This is a genomic window from Stenotrophomonas sp. SRS1, from assembly GCF_026130205.1.
GTDB classification, from domain to species: Bacteria; Pseudomonadota; Gammaproteobacteria; order Xanthomonadales; family Xanthomonadaceae; genus Stenotrophomonas; species Stenotrophomonas rhizophila_B.
The window spans coordinates 672,019-688,452 of the sequence record NZ_JAINFD010000001.1 but is presented as its reverse complement, the minus strand read 5'-3'; the positions used below and the strand labels follow the sequence as shown (position 1 = coordinate 688,452).

The window sequence follows — 16,434 nt, the reverse complement described above, 5'->3', positions numbered from 1 at the left end:
CGGACCTCTTTTATATGGGAAGTGATTCATGAGCATTGCTGACAAGGACCGCATCGTGGTGACCGGAATGGGCGTGGTCAGCCCACTCGGCTGCGGGGTCGAGACCGTCTGGTCGCGCCTACTGGCCGGGCGCTCCGGCATCGGGTCGCTGAGTGCTGATCTCTCCGCGGGAACCGGCTGCGAAGTCGGTGGACGGGTGCCTGACCGCGTTCAAGACCCGGAGGCGGGCTTTGATTCCACCGGCATCATCGCGCCGAAAGATCTCAAGAAGATGGATCGCTTCGTTGAGTTCGCGCTGGTCGCGGCCCATGAAGCGCTGGAGCAGGCGGGGTGGCGTGACGCCGACGAGCAGGGGCTGCTGCGCACGGCGACCGTGATTGCCACGGGCATCGGTGGCTTCGGATCCATCGTCAATGCGGTCCACACCACCGAAAGCCGTGGGCCTGGCCGGCTGTCGCCCTTCACCGCGCCGACCTTCCTGGCCAACATGGCGGCGGGGCAGGCGTCGATCCGTTACGGGTTCAAGGGCCCGCAGGGCGCGCCCGTGACGGCGTGCGCAGCGGGCGTCCAGGCGATCGGCGACGCAGCGCGCCTCATCCGGGCCGGAGAGGCGGACATCGCGCTGTGCGGTGGGGCGGAGGCCGCGATGCACCGGGTCAGCCTGGGCGGCTTCGCGGCTGCCAAGGCACTGAGCACGTCGTTCAACGACACGCCCCGTGCTGCATCTCGCCCCTTTGATGAACAGCGGGACGGGTTTGTCATGTCCGAAGGGGCAGGGTTGCTGGTGATCGAGCGCCTGGACCACGCCCTGGCGCGTGGCGCCAAGCCGCTTGCCGAACTGGTGGGCTACGGCACAGCCTCTGATGCCCACCATCTGACGGCCGGCCCCGACGACGGCAGTGGCGCGCGGCGGGCGATGGAGATTGCGCTGGCGCAGGCGGGTATCACGCCGGATCAGGTTGATCACATCAATGCGCATGCGACGTCCACCCAGGTGGGTGATCGGGCGGAGCTTGCGGCGATGCGGGCGCTGTTTGGTTCCCGCCCCGATCTTCTGATCTCTGCCACCAAGTCCAGCACGGGCCACCTGCTTGGGGCGGCTGGCGGCATCGAAGCCATTTTCACCGTGCTCGCGCTGCGCGATCAGGTCGCGCCGGCGACGCTCAACCTCCTCAGCCCAGATCCCTTGGCGGAAGGGCTGTCAATCGTCGCCGGGGAACCCCGTCATGCCGGCATGACGTTTGCGCTGACCAATGGTTTTGGCTTTGGTGGCGTGAATGCCAGTGCAGTATTCCGGCGCCTGTGAACAGGTCGATGAGCACGGGTGAGTCACCCACCTTCCCAAGCAAAACCGCGTTGCGCTGGAAGCGGGCGAGGGCGGAGAGCCGGCAGTGCATCCTGGACGCGGCCGGTACCGTCTTCGCGGAGGAGGGCTTTGAGCACACCACGATGAAGCGAATCGCCAGCGTGTGTGGTGTCACCAAAGTGACGAGCGCGTTTCTGTCGGCTCGACCTGCTCCGGCGACGGGGAGCGGTTTGTCAGCCTCCTTCTTGCAGAGCATGGCTTGCCTCAGGGGCGCAGGCGAGCGTCTGACAGTCATGCAACGGCCGCGCTGTTCCTACGCGCCTGCGACCTACGCGTCAGGTAAGCAGGGAGCCCGCTCCTCATGCAGGATGCATGGGTATGTCGGCTTCCCGCGCAGCGCCCTCGAACTGCGGGCGGCCGAACCAGTAGCCTTGCATCAGCCGGATGCCGAGATCGGACAGACAGTTCGCCTCATCACCGGTTTCTATACCTTCAGCAATCACATCGATATCCAATTGCCCGCACATGAATACCACGCCGGCCACGATGGCACGGCGTGACGCGCTTTGGTCGATGCCCCGGATCAACGCCATGTCCAGCTTGACCATGTCCGGCTGGAAATCGGCCAGCAGGTTCAGACCGGCAAACCCGGCACCGAAATCATCAATCGCGGTCTTGAAGCCCATCCGTTTGTATTCACTCAGGATCTCAGCCAGCCATTTTCCATCGCTGACCTGCTCTCCCTCAACGGTCTCGAAGATGATTCGCTCAACCGGGAAGCCGTGCCGATCCGCGGCCTGAAGCGTAGAGCGGATGCACACCTCGGGCCGGTAGATTGCATTGGGCAGAAAATTGATTGAAAGATGGGACGGTAGATTCAACGACGCAGCGATCCGGATCGCCTTCTCGCGACAGGCCTGGTCGAACGAATAGCGGTTGTCCGCGGTGATACGTGACAGTACCGAACTTGCGGGTTCCCCGGCAGGGCCGCGCACCAGCGCTTCATGTGCGAACACCTTTCGTGCATGAACATCCACGATGGGCTGGAATGCGTAACTGAAGTCGAACTGCAGCGGATTCGCATCGCGACAAAGGGCACATCCAGCGCGCACATCGATGGACGCCATGCGGTTTATTCCGTGTTCTGGTCAATGCGAGAAGGATAGCCGACGCCCATCACGGCCATGTCGACGCCGCCCCATCTCGGGGGCGTCGCGGTGCTGACCAGCCTGTCGATTTCCCGGTGGACGGGAACCTGAACAGGCGAACGGTGCTTCTGACGCTCACCGCGTTGATGGCGGTATCCGGCCTGGTGGTCTACATGATCGGCCGTGCGCTGATTGGCGTAGTGATCGGAGGATTCTGGTCATTCACCGACAACGCTGAGGCGGTGGCGGGTTGATCGTTGCGGTGGTGCAGTGTTCGACCGCGCTCGGATCGACCCTCGGCGGGTTGTTGTTGGATAGCGTCGGCTTGGCTTTTTCGTTTCTGGCCAGTGCGGGTGCTGGCGTCCGCGGCGGTGCTTGCCTATGTCACGGCTGCCGACGCTGCGGCCATCGATTCGGCGGTCGCTGCGCAGGCGCAGTGCTGATCCAGCAAGCTGCCCCGTCCTGACTTCTGCCTCGAGCGGAACGCTGCGTCTTGTATCACGGCCGCGGCAAGCCGTCATCACACTCCCTCTACGTCTCCCAGCTTCAACTGAATGCCGGTCATGGCGCTGGCGAAAACGCCGCTATAGTCCGAACACCCCAGACAAAGGAGGCACTGCAATGTTTCTGACCACAAAACAAATGACGACGGCGCGTACGCTGGCTGTGGCAATCATCGCTACCGTAGGCCTCAGTTCCTGCGCCACGTACAAGGACGAGTTCGCAACGATCAACTCACGCCTTGATCAACTCGATACGAAGGTGCAGGGCGCGGCCCAGAGCGCCGAGTCCGCCAATCAATCCGCACAGCAGGCCAACCAGCGTCTTGATCAGATTGAAGGCCGCGTCCAGCAGCTGGAACAGGCACCTCGCCGCAAGCCGCGCGGTTGATCGCTCCTGCACCATTGGTGAGGAACGTCTGAATCAGGGACCAGTGGCCCATGCAGGCCGCTGGTTTCCTTTGGCGGTACCGTCTGCATTGAAAGGAAGTGTCCCATTCGTACGCACTCATACCCCGTGAACCGTGCCCTTGCTGGTGCGTTGGCAATGGCGTTGGCATTTGCAAGTATCGGCACCGCTGGCGCTGAGGATGCGGCCGCGCCGCCGGCGGCTGCGGTTGACGAGCTGCCGCAAGGCCAAGAGGTGTCCGAGACGGTGATCGAGCTTGCCGGCTGGGTGGTCGCAAGCAAGGATGCGCAAGGCTATCCGTTCGCGATCATGGACAAGGCGGCGGCGCAGGTGCTGGTGTTTGATGGCAACGGCCGGCTTCGCGGCGCGGCGTCCGGTCTGTTTGGCTCGGCGACCGGCGACCACACCGCTCCCGGTGTTGCCGGGCTCGCGCTTCGCGAGATTCCGGGGCGGGACCGCACGACACCTGCAGGTCGCTTCGTGGGCGGTTACGGCCCGTCGATTGACGCGGGGCGCGTGCTCTGGGTGGACTACGAGTCCGCCGTCTCCATTCACCCGACCGCTACCGGCGTGCCGGCCGAGAAGCGCGCCGAACGCCTCGCATCGCCTTCGCCCGACGACAACCGCGTGACGCACGGCTGCATCAATGTCTCGCCAGGATTCTACGAACAGGTCATCCGTTCCACCTTCGAGCGGGGCGGTGTGTTCTATGTCCTGCCCGATAACGCATCGATAGCGGAAACCTTCCCGGAGTTCGCGAAAAGCCGTGAGGCTGCGCAGGACAGCGAAGCAAGCGGCGCACGTTCCGCTCGCAAGTAAAGCAGCAGCTTCTCGGGCCATCAGCGTCCAAGAGCATGCGTCCTAGAAGTAAAACCCGATGTTGAGGTTGAACCGGGAGTGCCAGCCTGTGCCGGCGCCGTCATCGATCCCGACCCCATTGCCGCCGGCAAACCACATGTTCTTGCCGGCGATCCAGTCAGCGTAGGTCAGCATCGCGCCCTTCTGCACACTGCAGCCGGTGACGTTCTGCCAGGAGTTCCGCAGCTGCGGAGCATCCTGCACGGGCAAGGTCATGCTCAGGTTGTTGTAGCAGGTGACGTTGTCCAGCCAGCGCGTCTTGCCGAAGGAATAGGCCACATTGGCGGTGGGGACATCGGCCTCTGCCGCGATCTCGAACGGCGCAAGGAACGCCGACATGGCGATGCGATCGCCCGGGATGCTGTAGCGGTAGCGCGCCCACTGCAGCTGTGTGGTCCAGCTGTCGCGCGTCCATTGCGCGTGCACGGCCGCCGCATGATGGCCGTAACGCTGCCCGGTCCGCACGTTCTCAACCCGTCCACTGAACGCAGAGCCGCCCAGCAGCAGGTCGCCGCCGGCCCAGGCCCGGCTGTGTTCGTAACGCAGGTGCAGCCTCCCGCGCTCACGGTAGGGCAGTGTGTCTGTCTGGGCCACGTCGAAGGAGTAGCGATCACTGCGTGCGCCGGTGCCGTATTCGTCGCCGACGAACCAGCCCAGGTGCCATTGGTCTGCGCCATCGCGGTGACGGATCACCATGCCGGGATCGTAGTCATCCTCGATGCCCAGGTAATAGCCGGAGCCGAACCAGAAACTCTGCGCGGCAAAGGGCAGCAGTCCGAACGGAACCTGCTGGATCCCGGCCTGCACGATGGTGTCCTCGCTCGCGTTCCAACCGACATAGGCATGGTGCACGGCATCGAACCCGTCATACCAGCGGTACTGCGCGGACAGGAACAGCGGGCCTGCACCGGCGTCGATATCTGCACGCAGCAGCTCCAGCTGCAGGCGGCTGGTGGGGCCGTAGTCCAGCCAGCCATAGTTGAAGCGCACCGCACCGCCGATGTCCACGTGCGGTTCTGTTGTCGAGGTGGATTCAGCGGCGTGCGCCGCAGAGGAGAGGATCGCGATCAACGCGAAGGTCAGCGACAGCGTGGAACGGTTTTTCATGGCAGTGGAAGACGTAGATCGCAGAAACATCGGCGCGCACTATAGCCTGCGTTCTCTGGTCACGCGCATGTCGAATGGTTCTTAAAGAACGTCGCCTTCACGCCGTTATCGCATGACGGTGCACTGCGTCCATTCCGGACCGTGGCCATTTTCATTCGAGTGCCATCCATGGGTTTTTCGTTGATTCGCCGTGACAGTGTCGCCGCACGTCTGATGCTCGGTACCGGTCTGCTTGCATTGGCCTGCTTCACCTTTACCGCGGTGGTCATTTACTGGCGAAGCAGTGATGCGCTGTCGACGTCAGCGCAGGACATGCTGCGCGAGGTGGCGCGGCACGAGGCGCGCAACATCTCCAGCGAGCTTGAGTTGGGCTTCGATACCGCCGCGTCGCTGGCCAATGCGCTGCGCACGCAGCACACTGATCCCCGCTTCAGCCGCGAGACCGCAGCGGTCGTGCTGCGCGAGCAGCTGCGTGCGCACAAGGACTGGCTGGGCATCAGCAGCACCTGGGAGCCGGACGCCTTCGATGGCAAGGACAGTGCGTTCGCCGACACCGAGGGCCATGATGTCAGCGGACGGTTCATGGCCTATTGGTCGTGGCAGAACGGAACGCTCGTGCGCGAGACGTTGCGTGACTACGACGTCCCGGGTGTCGGCGACTGGTACCTGAAGAGCCGCAACACCCATCGGCCCAATGTCATCGAGCCCTACGTCTACCCGCTGGCCGGCGTGGACACGCTGATGACCACGCTGAGCACGCCGATCATGGACGGCGAGCGCTTCCTGGGCACGGTCAACGTGACGCTGGCGCTGGATGCGCTGCAGAAGCGCATCGCCCAGCTGCATCCGTTGGGCGTGGGCGAGGCCAGCCTGCTGTCGCCGGCAGGCGCTGTCATGGCCAGCGCCGATGCGTCGGAGGTCGGCAAGATCCGTGACGACGCCGATACCCGCAAGGTGCTCGACGTCACCCGCAAAGGCGAGGTGATTGCCGATCAGGTCAGTGTGCGTGGTGTCGACTCACTGCGTTTGGTGGTGCCTCTGCGTCTTGGCGATGCGCCGGAGGTCTTCGCGCTGGGCATCACGGTCCCCACGAGCCACGTGATGGCGCCGGCGCGGTCGCTGCTGATGGTGATCATCCTGGTGGGCCTGCTCTCGGCGGCATTGTTGTGTGCAGCACTGTTCCTGTTGATCCGCCGCCAGGTGCTTGCGCCGCTGGCCGAGGCGGTGCGTGTCTCCAGTGCGGTCGCATCCGGGCGCCTTGACAGCCCGATTGCACCGCGGCGCATGGACGAGATGGGCCAACTGCTGCAGTCGATGGGGCATCTGCAGAATCAGCTGCGCAGCGTGATCGACGCCCAGGGCGAGATGGCCACGCGCCATGACCAGGGTGAGATGGGGTACCGGATGGAGGCATCCGCGTTTCCGGGTGACTACGGACGCATGGTGGCCGGCACCAACGCTCTGGTGGCCGCGCATGTCCAGGTGCAGCGCCAACTGGTGGAGGTGATGTCGCGTTATGCGGTGGGTGATATGACCGTGGACATGCCGGCGCTGCCTGGCGAAAAGGCCGCCATCAGCGACGCGATGGTGGCGACCAAGTGGAATCTGCAGGCCATCAACACCCAGATTCTCGCGCTGGCCCAGGCGGCTGCCGCCGGCGATTTCAGCAAGCGCGGCGACGCAGAGGCCTTCTCGCACGACTTCCGCGGCATGGTGGGCGGCCTCAATGCCCTGATGCAGACCACCGACACAAATTTGGCCGAGCTGTCGCGTCTGCTGCGCGCCATTGCCGCCGGCGACCTCAGCATCCGCATGGTCGGCGACTTCCAGGGTGTCTTCGCGCAGATGCGGGACGACGCCGATGCGACCGTGGAGCAGCTGACCGCCATTGTCGGCCGCATCCAGCAGAGCAGCGGCGCGATCAATCTGGCCGCCAGCGAGATCGTGGCGGGTAATGACGATCTGTCGCGCCGTACCGAGCAGCAGGCGGCCAGCCTGGAAGAGACCGCCGCGTCGATGGAGGAGCTGACCTCCACGGTGCGCCAGAATGCCGACCATGCGCGCAAGGCCGACGAGCTGGTGCAGAGCACGGCGCAGGTAGCCGGGCAGGGCGGCGAGGTGGTCGCCCAGGTGGTCACCACGATGGCGGGGATCGAGACGTCATCGCGACGCATCGCTGACATCATTTCGGTCATCGACGGCATTGCGTTCCAGACCAACATTCTGGCGCTCAATGCCGCCGTGGAAGCGGCCCGCGCCGGTGAGCAGGGCCGAGGCTTTGCCGTGGTGGCCAGCGAGGTGCGCACCCTGGCGCAGCGTTCAGCGGATGCCGCGCGCGAGATCAAGAGCCTGATCGAAGACTCTGTGGGCCAGGTGGAGGGTGGTGCGGTGATGGTGCGCCGTGCAGGCGCCACCATGGAGGAGATCGTCGCGTCGGTGCAGCAGGTCACGCAGATCATGGCCGAGATCTCCGCAGCGTCGCAGGAACAGAGCGCCGGCATCGAGCAGGTCAGCCAGACCGTGATCCAGATGGACGAGGCCACCCAGCAGAATGCCGCACTGGTGGAAGAAGCCAACGCCGCAGCGCGCTCGATGGAGAGCCAGTCCCAGGCGCTTCAAGGGGCGGTGGCGATCTTCAAGCTGGGTGACGCGCGCCGCTGACCGGTGCTGGATAAGGGCCGGATGCTCAGCGTATCCGGCCCGCCGCGTGCGGTTGTCTTATCGGCGCGGCGGCATCAACCGTCGAAATGCGCGCTCAGCGTCTCGATCTGCTGCTCGTGGACCACGGCGGCGACGTAACCATCCGGGCGCACCAGCACCCACTCGCCCGGCTGCCAGGGGTGATGCGCCCGGTACGGGGCTCGCCCGCTAGCGAGAGCGATGCGTCCGCGTACCCGAGATCGAGCTGCTGGACCTCCCGGCTGCGCGGCTGGATACCTTTGCCGCGTGAGCCGTGGAAGGGTCGGTCCCGCTGCTCCAGCAGCCGGAATGCCACGCCGCGGCGAGCCAGCTCTATGGCCAGGGTGAGGCCGGTAGCGCCAGCGCCACAGATCACTACATCAAGGTTGTTGCTCATGCCTCGCTCCAGCTGTGTGTAATATGCACGTACTTGGAGGAGATGCTATGCCCGTGAAAAAGAGGGTGCAAGATACACATAAGTCGGCCGAGCTGAAGTCGCTGCACCTCTCCATGGTCAGCCTTGCCAGCGTGATGAACCGCCCGCGCAATGATGAAATGCTGATCCAGGCCGCCGGCCTGAAGCTGGACCAGGCGCTGTTCCGCCTGCTGGTGATGATCGAGCGGGTCGGCCCGATCGGGGTGGTGGATCTGGCCGACCGGCTGGGCCGCGATTACACGACCATCAGTCGCCAGGTCGCCAAACTGGCGTCGATGGAACTGGTCACGCGTCGCGGCAATCCAGAAGACCGTCGCATCCGCGAGGCGACCATCGCGCCGAAAGGCAAAGACATGACGGACCGGCTGGACGCGGCCCGCGAGCGGATCGGACGGGAGATCTTCGCCTCATGGTCCGCGCAGGACGTATCGGAGCTGGTGCGATTGATGGCAAAGTTCGCCGGCGCGCTGGAATCCCGTGAGCGTGAGCCGTAACGGCACACCCGGCCAGCCTGCGGTGCCGCGCCCGGCATCTTGATCCCGCTGTCGAAACCTCACAAGGCATCACATATGAAGCGATTGTTGTTACTCGGGGTGCTGCTCGCCGTGTCCTCAACTGCCCATGCCATCGTCATCCGGCATGACGTGGATGATGCGAAGTATCGCGCTCCCGCTACCGAGTTTCCCGCACTCGTGGACATGCCCGGCGAGGGTCACGGCGCGCTGATCGCACCACAATGGGTGCTGACGGCCGCGCACACGCTGCCGATGCATGCCGACCTCAAGCAGGTAGTGATCAACGGAACGGCCCGGGACGTTGAGCGCGTTGTCGTCCATCCCGGCTACAGGACGCTGCCACAGACATTGATCGATCAGGCGATGGCCAGTGGCGAGGCAATGTTGATCGTGGTGTTCCTTGCATCGGGCGACGATGTTGCGTTGATCAGGCTGAAGGCGCCGGTGACCGACGTTGCGCCTGTGGCCATTTACAGTGGCACCGACGAGGCCGGTCAGATCGCGAAGATTCTGGGAAAGGGGGCTACGGGGACGGGCGCCACCGGGCATTCTCCCAGCGGCCCCAATCGCACCGAGCTGCGGCGCGCGTTCAACACGATCACCAGTGCCTACGACCGCTGGCTCTGCTATGTCTTCGACGAACCGCCGCAAGCGCTGCCCCTGGAAGGCGTGCTGGGCAACGGCGACAGCGGTGGCCCCGTGCTCATCGAGCGCGATGGTCAGTGGCTGCTGGCCGGGCAGGGCGCGTGGAAGGTCGTCCAGGGCAATGTGCTCACCGCCCGGCCCGGGCGCTATAGGCAGGTCACCTGCAATGTGCGTGTGAATCACTATCGTGACTGGATCGAGCGCATCATGGCCGAACCGGCGCAGACAACCGCAGTGGGTTCGATCCAGCCGATTGCACGTCCTGCCAGTGGCGAGCGCCGGCATGCGCCATGCAGCGCGTGACGTGTGGGCCATCCGTGGCCGACACGCGACACGCTGGTCAGATCAGCCCGCCTGACCCAACCGCACCTTCAACTGATCGATCTCCGCCTCGCTGACGCCGATGGACTTCAGATAGCCCTCGGCACCGCCGTACTGCGTATGCAGAGCGGCGAGAAACATCGCCATGTTCTCTGGCGCGGTGCCGGACATGCCGGCCATCTTCCTGCCGATCTCCGGGTTCTGCTTGATCAGCTCCATGATCTGCGCGTTCATCGCGCTGTCCTTGGGCTGGCCTTCGAGGTAGTGCGCGGAAATCGCATAGTTGTGCACGATCTCCGCCCGGGACACGCCCGCCAGGTCCAGCAGCAGCCCGGCGATGATGCCGGTGCGGTCCTTGCCCGCGGTGCAGTGGAACAGCACCGTGCCGTCGCGCTCGGCGGCAATGCGCTGGAAGACCTGCTTGAACTGCGGCTGGCTGTGATCCAGCCACTGCACATAGGCTGCGCCCAGCGAGTCGGGGAAGGTGGTCACCATTTTCTGCAGGTCCATCTTCTCGGTGCCCATCAGCGAGGTGCGCTGGTAGGCGAAGCGCGCGTCGCTGGCCAGCAGGTCAGGCGACTGCGCCTGCTCATCGGCGGTACGCAGGTCGATATCCAGCGTGACACCGGCAGCGGCGAGTGCGTCGCGGTCGGCCGCAGTCAGACGGCCCAGGTCCGAGGTGCGCACGAAGGCGCTGGCCGGGATCGGGCCATGGCTGCCTTGCAGGCCCGCAAAGGTACGCGTGTTCCAGGCGCCCTGCAGCGGGATGACGCGCTGCGCATCGGCGGCAACCGGCTGCACGTTGGCGCTTGCCGCAGTGGTGGGCGCGGCGGCGGCGGTATCGGTGACGGGCGAGCGGGCCAGTGCGAGGCCGGCGCCAGCGAGCATCGGCAGGCTGAGGGCAACGGCAAGGGCAAGGTGGGTGCGGCGCAGGTGCATCAGGATCTCCAGGGCGATCAGAAGGTGACGGTGACGTCCAGGCCATAGGTGCGCGGGTCATTGAAGATCCCGCTCTGGCCCAGTGAGGCGTTGTTGAGCTTGTAGAACAGGTGCTCTTCGTCCAGCAGGTTGCGCGCCCACAGTGAGACGGCCATGGTCGAGCCCGTGCTGTTGAGGGGGACGTCGATCAGGGCGACACGGGCGTTCACGATGAAGGAACTGTCGGTGAGCATCTGGTCGTACTCGCTGGTGTAGTACCCATCGGACCAGTTGCCATCCAGGTGGAACTTCAGCGCGGAGAAGTTGGCGAACGGCACCAGATAGTCCAGCGACACGCTGCCGGCGTTCTTCGGCGCCAGCAATGGCTGCACCGTGACCTGCACGCCGGCGCCGAACGGGTCGACCGCGCTCTGCGCATCGATGCGGGTGTAGGCGTAGTTCAACCCCACGGTGACGTTGTCCACCGGCATCACGTTGAACTCCAGCTCCGCACCGCGCGAGGTGCCGTTGCTGAGCGCGTTGGTGGTGACCATCGTGGTGCGGGTTTCGCCGCTGTTGGGATCGAACGGCAGCGAGAAATCCATCTGCTTGTGTTCGATCTTCGAATCGAACAGGGCCAGGTTCAGGCGCGCGCGGTTGTCCCAGAACTGCGACTTGAGCCCCAGCTCGATCGCCGTCACCTCTTCGGGCGCGAAGGCGGTATAGGTTGTCGAGCGCGAGTTGGCACCGCCTGCCTTGAACCCGGTGCTGTATTTTGCATAGACCATGGCGTTCTCGCCGAGGTCGTAGGCGATGTTCACCATCGGATCGAAGCGGCCCCAGGCATCATCGAAGGCGAGGTCTTTAGCCGCCCCATTGACGATGTACAGGCTGCCCTTCTTGTCATCGCGCGTGTAGCGGCCACCGGCGGTCAGGTGCAGGCGTTCGAGCGAGGCCGGCGTCCAGGTGGCTTGGCCGAAGATGCCCAGGCTGTCCGTCCACGCCTTGCTGGCGCGGTCGATGCGTACGTTGCCCAGGTTCAAGGGGTTGGTGGCCGGGTTGAGCGTGTAGCTGTTGCCGCCCGGGCCCCACAGCAGCATGTTGGGTGTCTGCGCGTTGTCGCCGGCGGTTTCGTGATAGTAGAAGGCACCGGCCAGGAACTGCACCTGCGAGGTGGTGCCGATCAGCTGGAATTCCTGGCTGTACTGGTGCTGGTAGACCTGGGCGAGGCTGTAGCGGCCGAACGGCGTGTTGGGGCCGCCATAGGCGGAGATCGCGTCGACCAGACCCATGTCGAACTGGCCCTGGGTCAGTTCACGGTAGGAACTGATCGACTTCAGTTCCAGGCTGTCGTTCAGGGTCCAACCAAGGTTGAGCAGATGCCCGCTGGTACGGCCGATGTTGTCTTCCTGCGGGCCACCGAGGATGGCGGAATCGCGTCGATCCTCGCTGGCGCCGGCTTTCTGCAGCGGACTCACGTAGGCGCCCGGCACCAGCAACTGGGTGTGGTACGGCGTGGTGGCATCGTAGGAGCGGTCGAAGGCATACAGCGCGGAGAAATCATCGCTGGGCTGCCACAGCGCGCTGAAGCGTGCGCCGCGCTTGTCGTAGCTGTTGAAGTCGCGCTCACCACGCATCGGGTTGTCGGTGGTACCGCCGCGTTTGGCCTGCACGGCGTCGATCTTGAAGCTCACATCGCCCACCTTCGGCAGGTCCAGATGCAGGCCGGTGGTGTAGCCGCTGTAGTTGGAGACGCCGGCGCTGACGCTGCCGCCAAACTCGCCGGTGGGCGGTCTGGTGACGATGCTGATCGCACCGCCTTCGGTGTTGCGGCCGAACAGGGTGCCCTGCGGGCCCTTCAACACCTCGATGCGCTCTACGTCATACAGCATGCTTCCCAGGCCCTGCGCGCGGCCCATGAACACGCCATCGACATACACGCCGACGCCGGCATCGCGCGCCGGCTGGTTGGCGTCACCGGAGGCACCGATCCCGCGGATGCCGATGTTCAGCGCCGAGCTGCGTGTGGCGAAGGGGGTGACACGCAGTGAGGGGATCGAGCCATCGGAGAGGCTGCCGATCGAGATCGCACTGCGGTCCTTCAGCGCTTCGGCATCCACCACAGACACGGAGATAGGGGTGTCCTGCAGATTGGCAGCACGCTTCTGGGCGGTGACGACCACCTGGTCCAGCGCGACCACATCGCGGGCGGCGGTATCGGCGGTGGCGACAGTGGTGACGTCATTGGCCACGGCGAGGCCGGGCAGGGCGGTAGCGATGGCAAGAGCTAACAGGCGGCGGTGCAGCTGGGCGTGGCGCATCGGGTTCGTTCACGGGAGGAGGGGGCCGGCGCAGTCTGTGCGCGCAGAATGACAGATGAATGACCGTTCATTCAGCCCCTGCGTGTCGTACCATCACCCCTCAACTGGACGCCATCTACGACGAGCAATGACGCTTACCCCCCTTTCCGGCACCCCTGCCGAAGACGCTGCAGCCGTGCGTGCCGAAGCGCAGCGCCAGCGGATCCTGGACGCCGCGCAACGCTGTTTCATCGCCCGCGGCTTCCATGCCGGCTCGATCAGTGACATCGCCGCAGAGGCGGAGATCAGCCAGGGCCTGATGTACCGCTACTTCGAGAACAAACGTGCGCTGATCCTGGCGCTGATCGAACGACAGCTCGCCTACGACCAGGACGCAATCGGCCACATGCCGGCGGCGGCCGATCTGGTTGACGGACTCCTGCGTTGCTACCAGCTGTGGGCGCGCGGGGAGACGCTGGAAACCCGTGGCAACGCGATCGCCAATGTCGCGCTGTATGCGGAGATCACCGCTGAGGCGCACCGCGATCCGGTGGTCGCGCAGGTGCTGCGCCGGCACGACAGGCAGACCAGCGAGGCCATTACCGGCTGGCTTCGGCAGCACGACATCGCGCGTGGGCGCACGCCGGAGGATGCCGATCTGGAACGGCGTACGTTGCTGATGCGGTTGCTGGTCGAGGGGCTGGCGATGCGCGCAGTGCGCGATCCAGACCTCGCGGCGGACACCGTGCGGGGCGTGCTCGCGCGCGCGATTGCGAGCGTACTGGACGAGTGAGGTACCCGCCGATCAGGGTGATTTAACAGGACGGTACAGCGCCGTACGCACACTGGTCTGGTCTGCAATGCCCCTCATGCACCCGAACCGGAGATCCCATGACCTTCAACGCCCTTCTTGCGACCAAAAGCGGTGACGCCATCAGTGCCGGCGTCGTCGACCTGACCGAGCAGGACCTGATGCCCGGCGACGTCACCGTTGCCGTGGAGTACTCCACGGTGAATTACAAGGACGCGCTGGCGCTGAGCGGCCGTTCGCCGGTGATCCGCACCTTCCCGCTGATCCCCGGCATCGATCTGGCCGGTGTGGTCGAAACCTCCACTCATCCCGGTTTCGCGCCGGGCGACCGTGTATTGGTCAACGGCTGGGGCTTGAGCCAGACCCATCATGGCGGCTATGCCCAGAAGGCGCGTGTACCGGGCGAGTGGCTGGTGAAAACGCCCGCTGCGTTTTCCAGCCAGGAAGCAATGGCCATCGGCACCGCCGGTTACACCGCGATGCTCTCGGTGCTGGCGCTGGAGCATGGCGGCGTGTCACCGGGGCAGGGCGACATTCTGGTCACGGGCGCCAATGGCGGTGCCGGGTCCATTGCGATCGCGCTGCTCTCCACGCTGGGTTACCGGGTCGTCGCGTCAACCGGCCGACGGGAGGAATCCGCCTATCTCAAGGAACTCGGCGCGGCGGAGATCATCGACCGCGCGACGCTTTCCGAGGCCGGAGCCCCGATCGCCAAGGAGCGCTGGGCCGGTGCGATCGATGCGGTGGGCAGCCACACCCTGGCCAATGTGCTGGCGCAGACCCGCTATCGCGGCGTGGTGGCTGCATTTGGTTTGGCCCAGGGCGCGGATCTGCCGGGCTCCGTCCTTCCCTTCATCCTGCGCAACGTGACCCTGGCGGGCATTGATTCGGTCAATGCGCCCTACGCTGCGCGAGAGCAGGCCTGGACGCGGCTGGCCACCGATCTGGATCTGGGCAAATTGGCCCGCACCACGCGGATGATCGGCCTGGCCGAGGTGCCGGCACTGGCCGAGCAGGTGCTGCAGGGGCGTGTGCAGGGCCGCACGGTGGTCGACGTCAACGCGTGATCCTGCCGCCGGACGCTGGCGAGGGGCGTTGGTTCCAGCCTCTCGCCAGTGCGCTAGGCCGAAGGCGGGTGGGGGCCCGGCAGCTGCTTGACCAGCTGTTCGGCCATGGCCTTGTAGATCGGCACGCGGCAGACCAGCCCGGAGACGCCGCGCGCAATCAGGACGGTCGCCAGAATGGGCAGCAGCATGTCGCTGCTGTCCGTCAGTTCCAGCGAGATGACCGCAGAGGTCAGCGGGGCCTGGGTCACCCCGGTCAGATAGGCGCACATGCCGAGCAGGACAAAGATGCGCTCATCGACGGACGGCATGATGGCGGCAAGGTTGTGTCCCAGCCCGGCACCAACGGCCAGTGCGGGCGAGAACAATCCGCCCGGAATGCCGGCAACGTACGACACCAGATTGGCGAGAAGTTTCATCAGGCCGAATTCGTGACCGACGGTTGCGCCGCCCTGGACCAGTCCCCTGGCCTGCTCGTAGCCGGTACCGAACGCACCCGCGCCGAAGGCGGCACCGAGCAGCACCAACGCAAGTCCGCACAGGGTGGCCAGCAGTACCGGGTGCCGCTGGCGCAGCCTGCCCAGCCATCGCGGTCGGCCCTCCATGGTGAGCAGTACCGCCTTGGCGAACACGCCACCGAGCAGACCTGCGACCGTGCCGCACACCAGGATCGCCAGCCATGCCTGCCCCAACGGGAGCGTGGCACTTACTTTGCCGAAGTAGGTGTAGTTGCCGAGCAGGCCCAGCGACACCACGCCCCCGACGATGACGGCAGTGAGCAACGTGCCTGAAAAACGGTGCTCGAAGCGGCCACTGAGCTCTTCAATGGCGAACACGATGCCAGCCAGCGGTGTATTGAACGCGGCGGCGATACCGGCTGCGCCGCCGGCCAGCAGGAAATGCGACAGCTCCTTCGGGTCACGGAAGCCGAACCAGCGCCCGAACATGTACATCAGGCTGGCACCGACGTGCACCGTGGGGCCTTCACGGCCCACCGATGCACCTCCGAGCAGGGACAGTGTGGTCAGCGCCAGTTTGCCGGCCGATACCTTCAGCGAGAGGTTGTCGCGCCGGAACTCGGGCGTGGCAACGTCCAGTGCGGCGATCACCTGTGGAATCCCGCTGCCACGCGTCGGCTTGAGTGCGCCACTGGTCAGCCATGCCAACAGGGCGAACACCGCTGGCGTCACCAGCAGCGCCCACCAGATCGAATGGGCGATGATCCACTGGAACACCCGGAAGGCCGCGTCGCTGGCCTTGGCGAACACGATCGCGACCAGGGCGACGGCTACCGCGCCGCCCCACAGCGCGGCACGCCGCTTCCACGCGTCCCTGGACAGGAGCGGGCGTTGAGAGTCCGGTGAAGTCATGAACCACATTGTCTCACGGGGGTCTGGCAGGCTTTTTCACTCAATCT

General features: G+C 65.2%; 14 protein-coding genes and 1 pseudogene. 9 read left to right on the top strand and 6 right to left on the bottom strand.

Features of this window, described 5'->3' with window-relative positions:
- Positions 1-28 precede the first annotated feature (28 nt).
- Positions 29-1,306 carry a beta-ketoacyl-ACP synthase II gene (gene fabF / locus K4043_RS03000; RefSeq protein ID WP_265308150.1) on the top strand — a complete coding sequence of 426 codons (1,278 nt, stop codon included), beginning with the start codon at positions 29-31 and terminating at the stop codon, positions 1,304-1,306.
- A 359-nt stretch (positions 1,307-1,665) separates the two neighbouring features.
- Here the strand turns inward: fabF and K4043_RS02995 are convergent, their stop codons facing one another.
- Positions 1,666-2,433, bottom strand: a complete 768-nt coding sequence (locus tag K4043_RS02995) for an EAL domain-containing protein (protein WP_123729501.1) — start codon at positions 2,431-2,433, stop codon at positions 1,666-1,668.
- Positions 2,434-2,576: 143 nt separating this feature from the next.
- Here K4043_RS02995 and K4043_RS02990 point away from each other — a divergent pair, with 143 nt between their 5' ends.
- The 3 genes from K4043_RS02990 (at position 2,577) to K4043_RS02980 (ending at position 4,182) form a co-directional block, all read left to right on the top strand.
- Positions 2,577-2,708: a hypothetical protein gene (locus tag K4043_RS02990; protein ID WP_265308149.1), complete on the top strand. Its 132-nt coding sequence runs from the start codon at positions 2,577-2,579 to the stop codon at positions 2,706-2,708.
- Between the two features lie 367 nt (positions 2,709-3,075).
- Positions 3,076-3,345 carry a hypothetical protein gene (locus tag K4043_RS02985; RefSeq protein WP_121037094.1) on the top strand — a complete coding sequence of 90 codons (270 nt, stop codon included), beginning with the start codon at positions 3,076-3,078 and terminating at the stop codon, positions 3,343-3,345.
- A 156-nt stretch (positions 3,346-3,501) separates the two neighbouring features.
- Positions 3,502-4,182, top strand: a complete 681-nt coding sequence (locus K4043_RS02980; RefSeq protein ID WP_321160130.1) for a hypothetical protein — start codon at positions 3,502-3,504, stop codon at positions 4,180-4,182.
- A 42-nt stretch (positions 4,183-4,224) separates the two neighbouring features.
- On the opposite strand, the gene K4043_RS02975 is transcribed toward K4043_RS02980, so the two are convergent.
- Positions 4,225-5,328, bottom strand: coding sequence for a hypothetical protein (locus K4043_RS02975; RefSeq protein WP_265308148.1), 1,104 nt, complete (start codon positions 5,326-5,328; stop codon positions 4,225-4,227).
- 168 nt (positions 5,329-5,496) lie between these two features.
- On the opposite strand from K4043_RS02975, the gene K4043_RS02970 reads away from it, so the two are divergent.
- Positions 5,497-7,989 (top strand): methyl-accepting chemotaxis protein, encoded by a 2,493-nt coding sequence (locus K4043_RS02970; protein ID WP_265308147.1) that lies wholly within the window; start codon positions 5,497-5,499, stop codon positions 7,987-7,989.
- A 94-nt stretch (positions 7,990-8,083) separates the two neighbouring features.
- Here the strand turns inward: K4043_RS02970 and K4043_RS02965 are convergent, their stop codons facing one another.
- Positions 8,084-8,404 (bottom strand): FAD-dependent oxidoreductase, encoded by a 321-nt coding sequence (locus tag K4043_RS02965; protein ID WP_265308146.1) that lies wholly within the window; start codon positions 8,402-8,404, stop codon positions 8,084-8,086.
- A 65-nt stretch (positions 8,405-8,469) separates the two neighbouring features.
- On the opposite strand from K4043_RS02965, the gene K4043_RS02960 reads away from it, so the two are divergent.
- Positions 8,470-8,937 carry a MarR family transcriptional regulator gene (locus K4043_RS02960; protein ID WP_265308145.1) on the top strand — a complete coding sequence of 156 codons (468 nt, stop codon included), beginning with the start codon at positions 8,470-8,472 and terminating at the stop codon, positions 8,935-8,937.
- A 75-nt stretch (positions 8,938-9,012) separates the two neighbouring features.
- A complete protein-coding gene (locus K4043_RS02955) occupies positions 9,013-9,906 on the top strand; it encodes a trypsin-like serine protease (protein ID WP_265308144.1) in 894 nt (297 codons plus the stop codon).
- A 42-nt stretch (positions 9,907-9,948) separates the two neighbouring features.
- Here the strand turns inward: K4043_RS02955 and K4043_RS02950 are convergent, their stop codons facing one another.
- Positions 9,949-10,863 (bottom strand): tyrosine-protein phosphatase, encoded by a 915-nt coding sequence (locus K4043_RS02950; protein ID WP_265308143.1) that lies wholly within the window; start codon positions 10,861-10,863, stop codon positions 9,949-9,951.
- A 17-nt stretch (positions 10,864-10,880) separates the two neighbouring features.
- Positions 10,881-13,163 carry a TonB-dependent receptor gene (locus K4043_RS02945; RefSeq protein WP_265308142.1) on the bottom strand — a complete coding sequence of 761 codons (2,283 nt, stop codon included), beginning with the start codon at positions 13,161-13,163 and terminating at the stop codon, positions 10,881-10,883.
- Between the two features lie 127 nt (positions 13,164-13,290).
- Between K4043_RS02945 and K4043_RS02940 the strand changes: the two genes are divergently transcribed.
- Entirely contained in the window at positions 13,291-13,935 is a 645-nt protein-coding gene (locus K4043_RS02940) for a TetR/AcrR family transcriptional regulator (RefSeq protein WP_265308141.1), read from the top strand.
- 98 nt (positions 13,936-14,033) lie between these two features.
- The gene (locus tag K4043_RS02935; protein WP_265308140.1) at positions 14,034-15,020 is read left to right on the top strand and encodes an MDR family oxidoreductase; all 987 of its coding nucleotides are present in this window, start codon (positions 14,034-14,036) and stop codon (positions 15,018-15,020) included.
- 89 nt (positions 15,021-15,109) lie between these two features.
- Here the strand turns inward: K4043_RS02935 and K4043_RS02930 are convergent.
- A pseudogene (locus tag K4043_RS02930) lies at positions 15,110-16,396 on the bottom strand (chloride channel protein); the annotation flags it as partial.
- Positions 16,397-16,434: the final 38 nt, after the last annotated feature.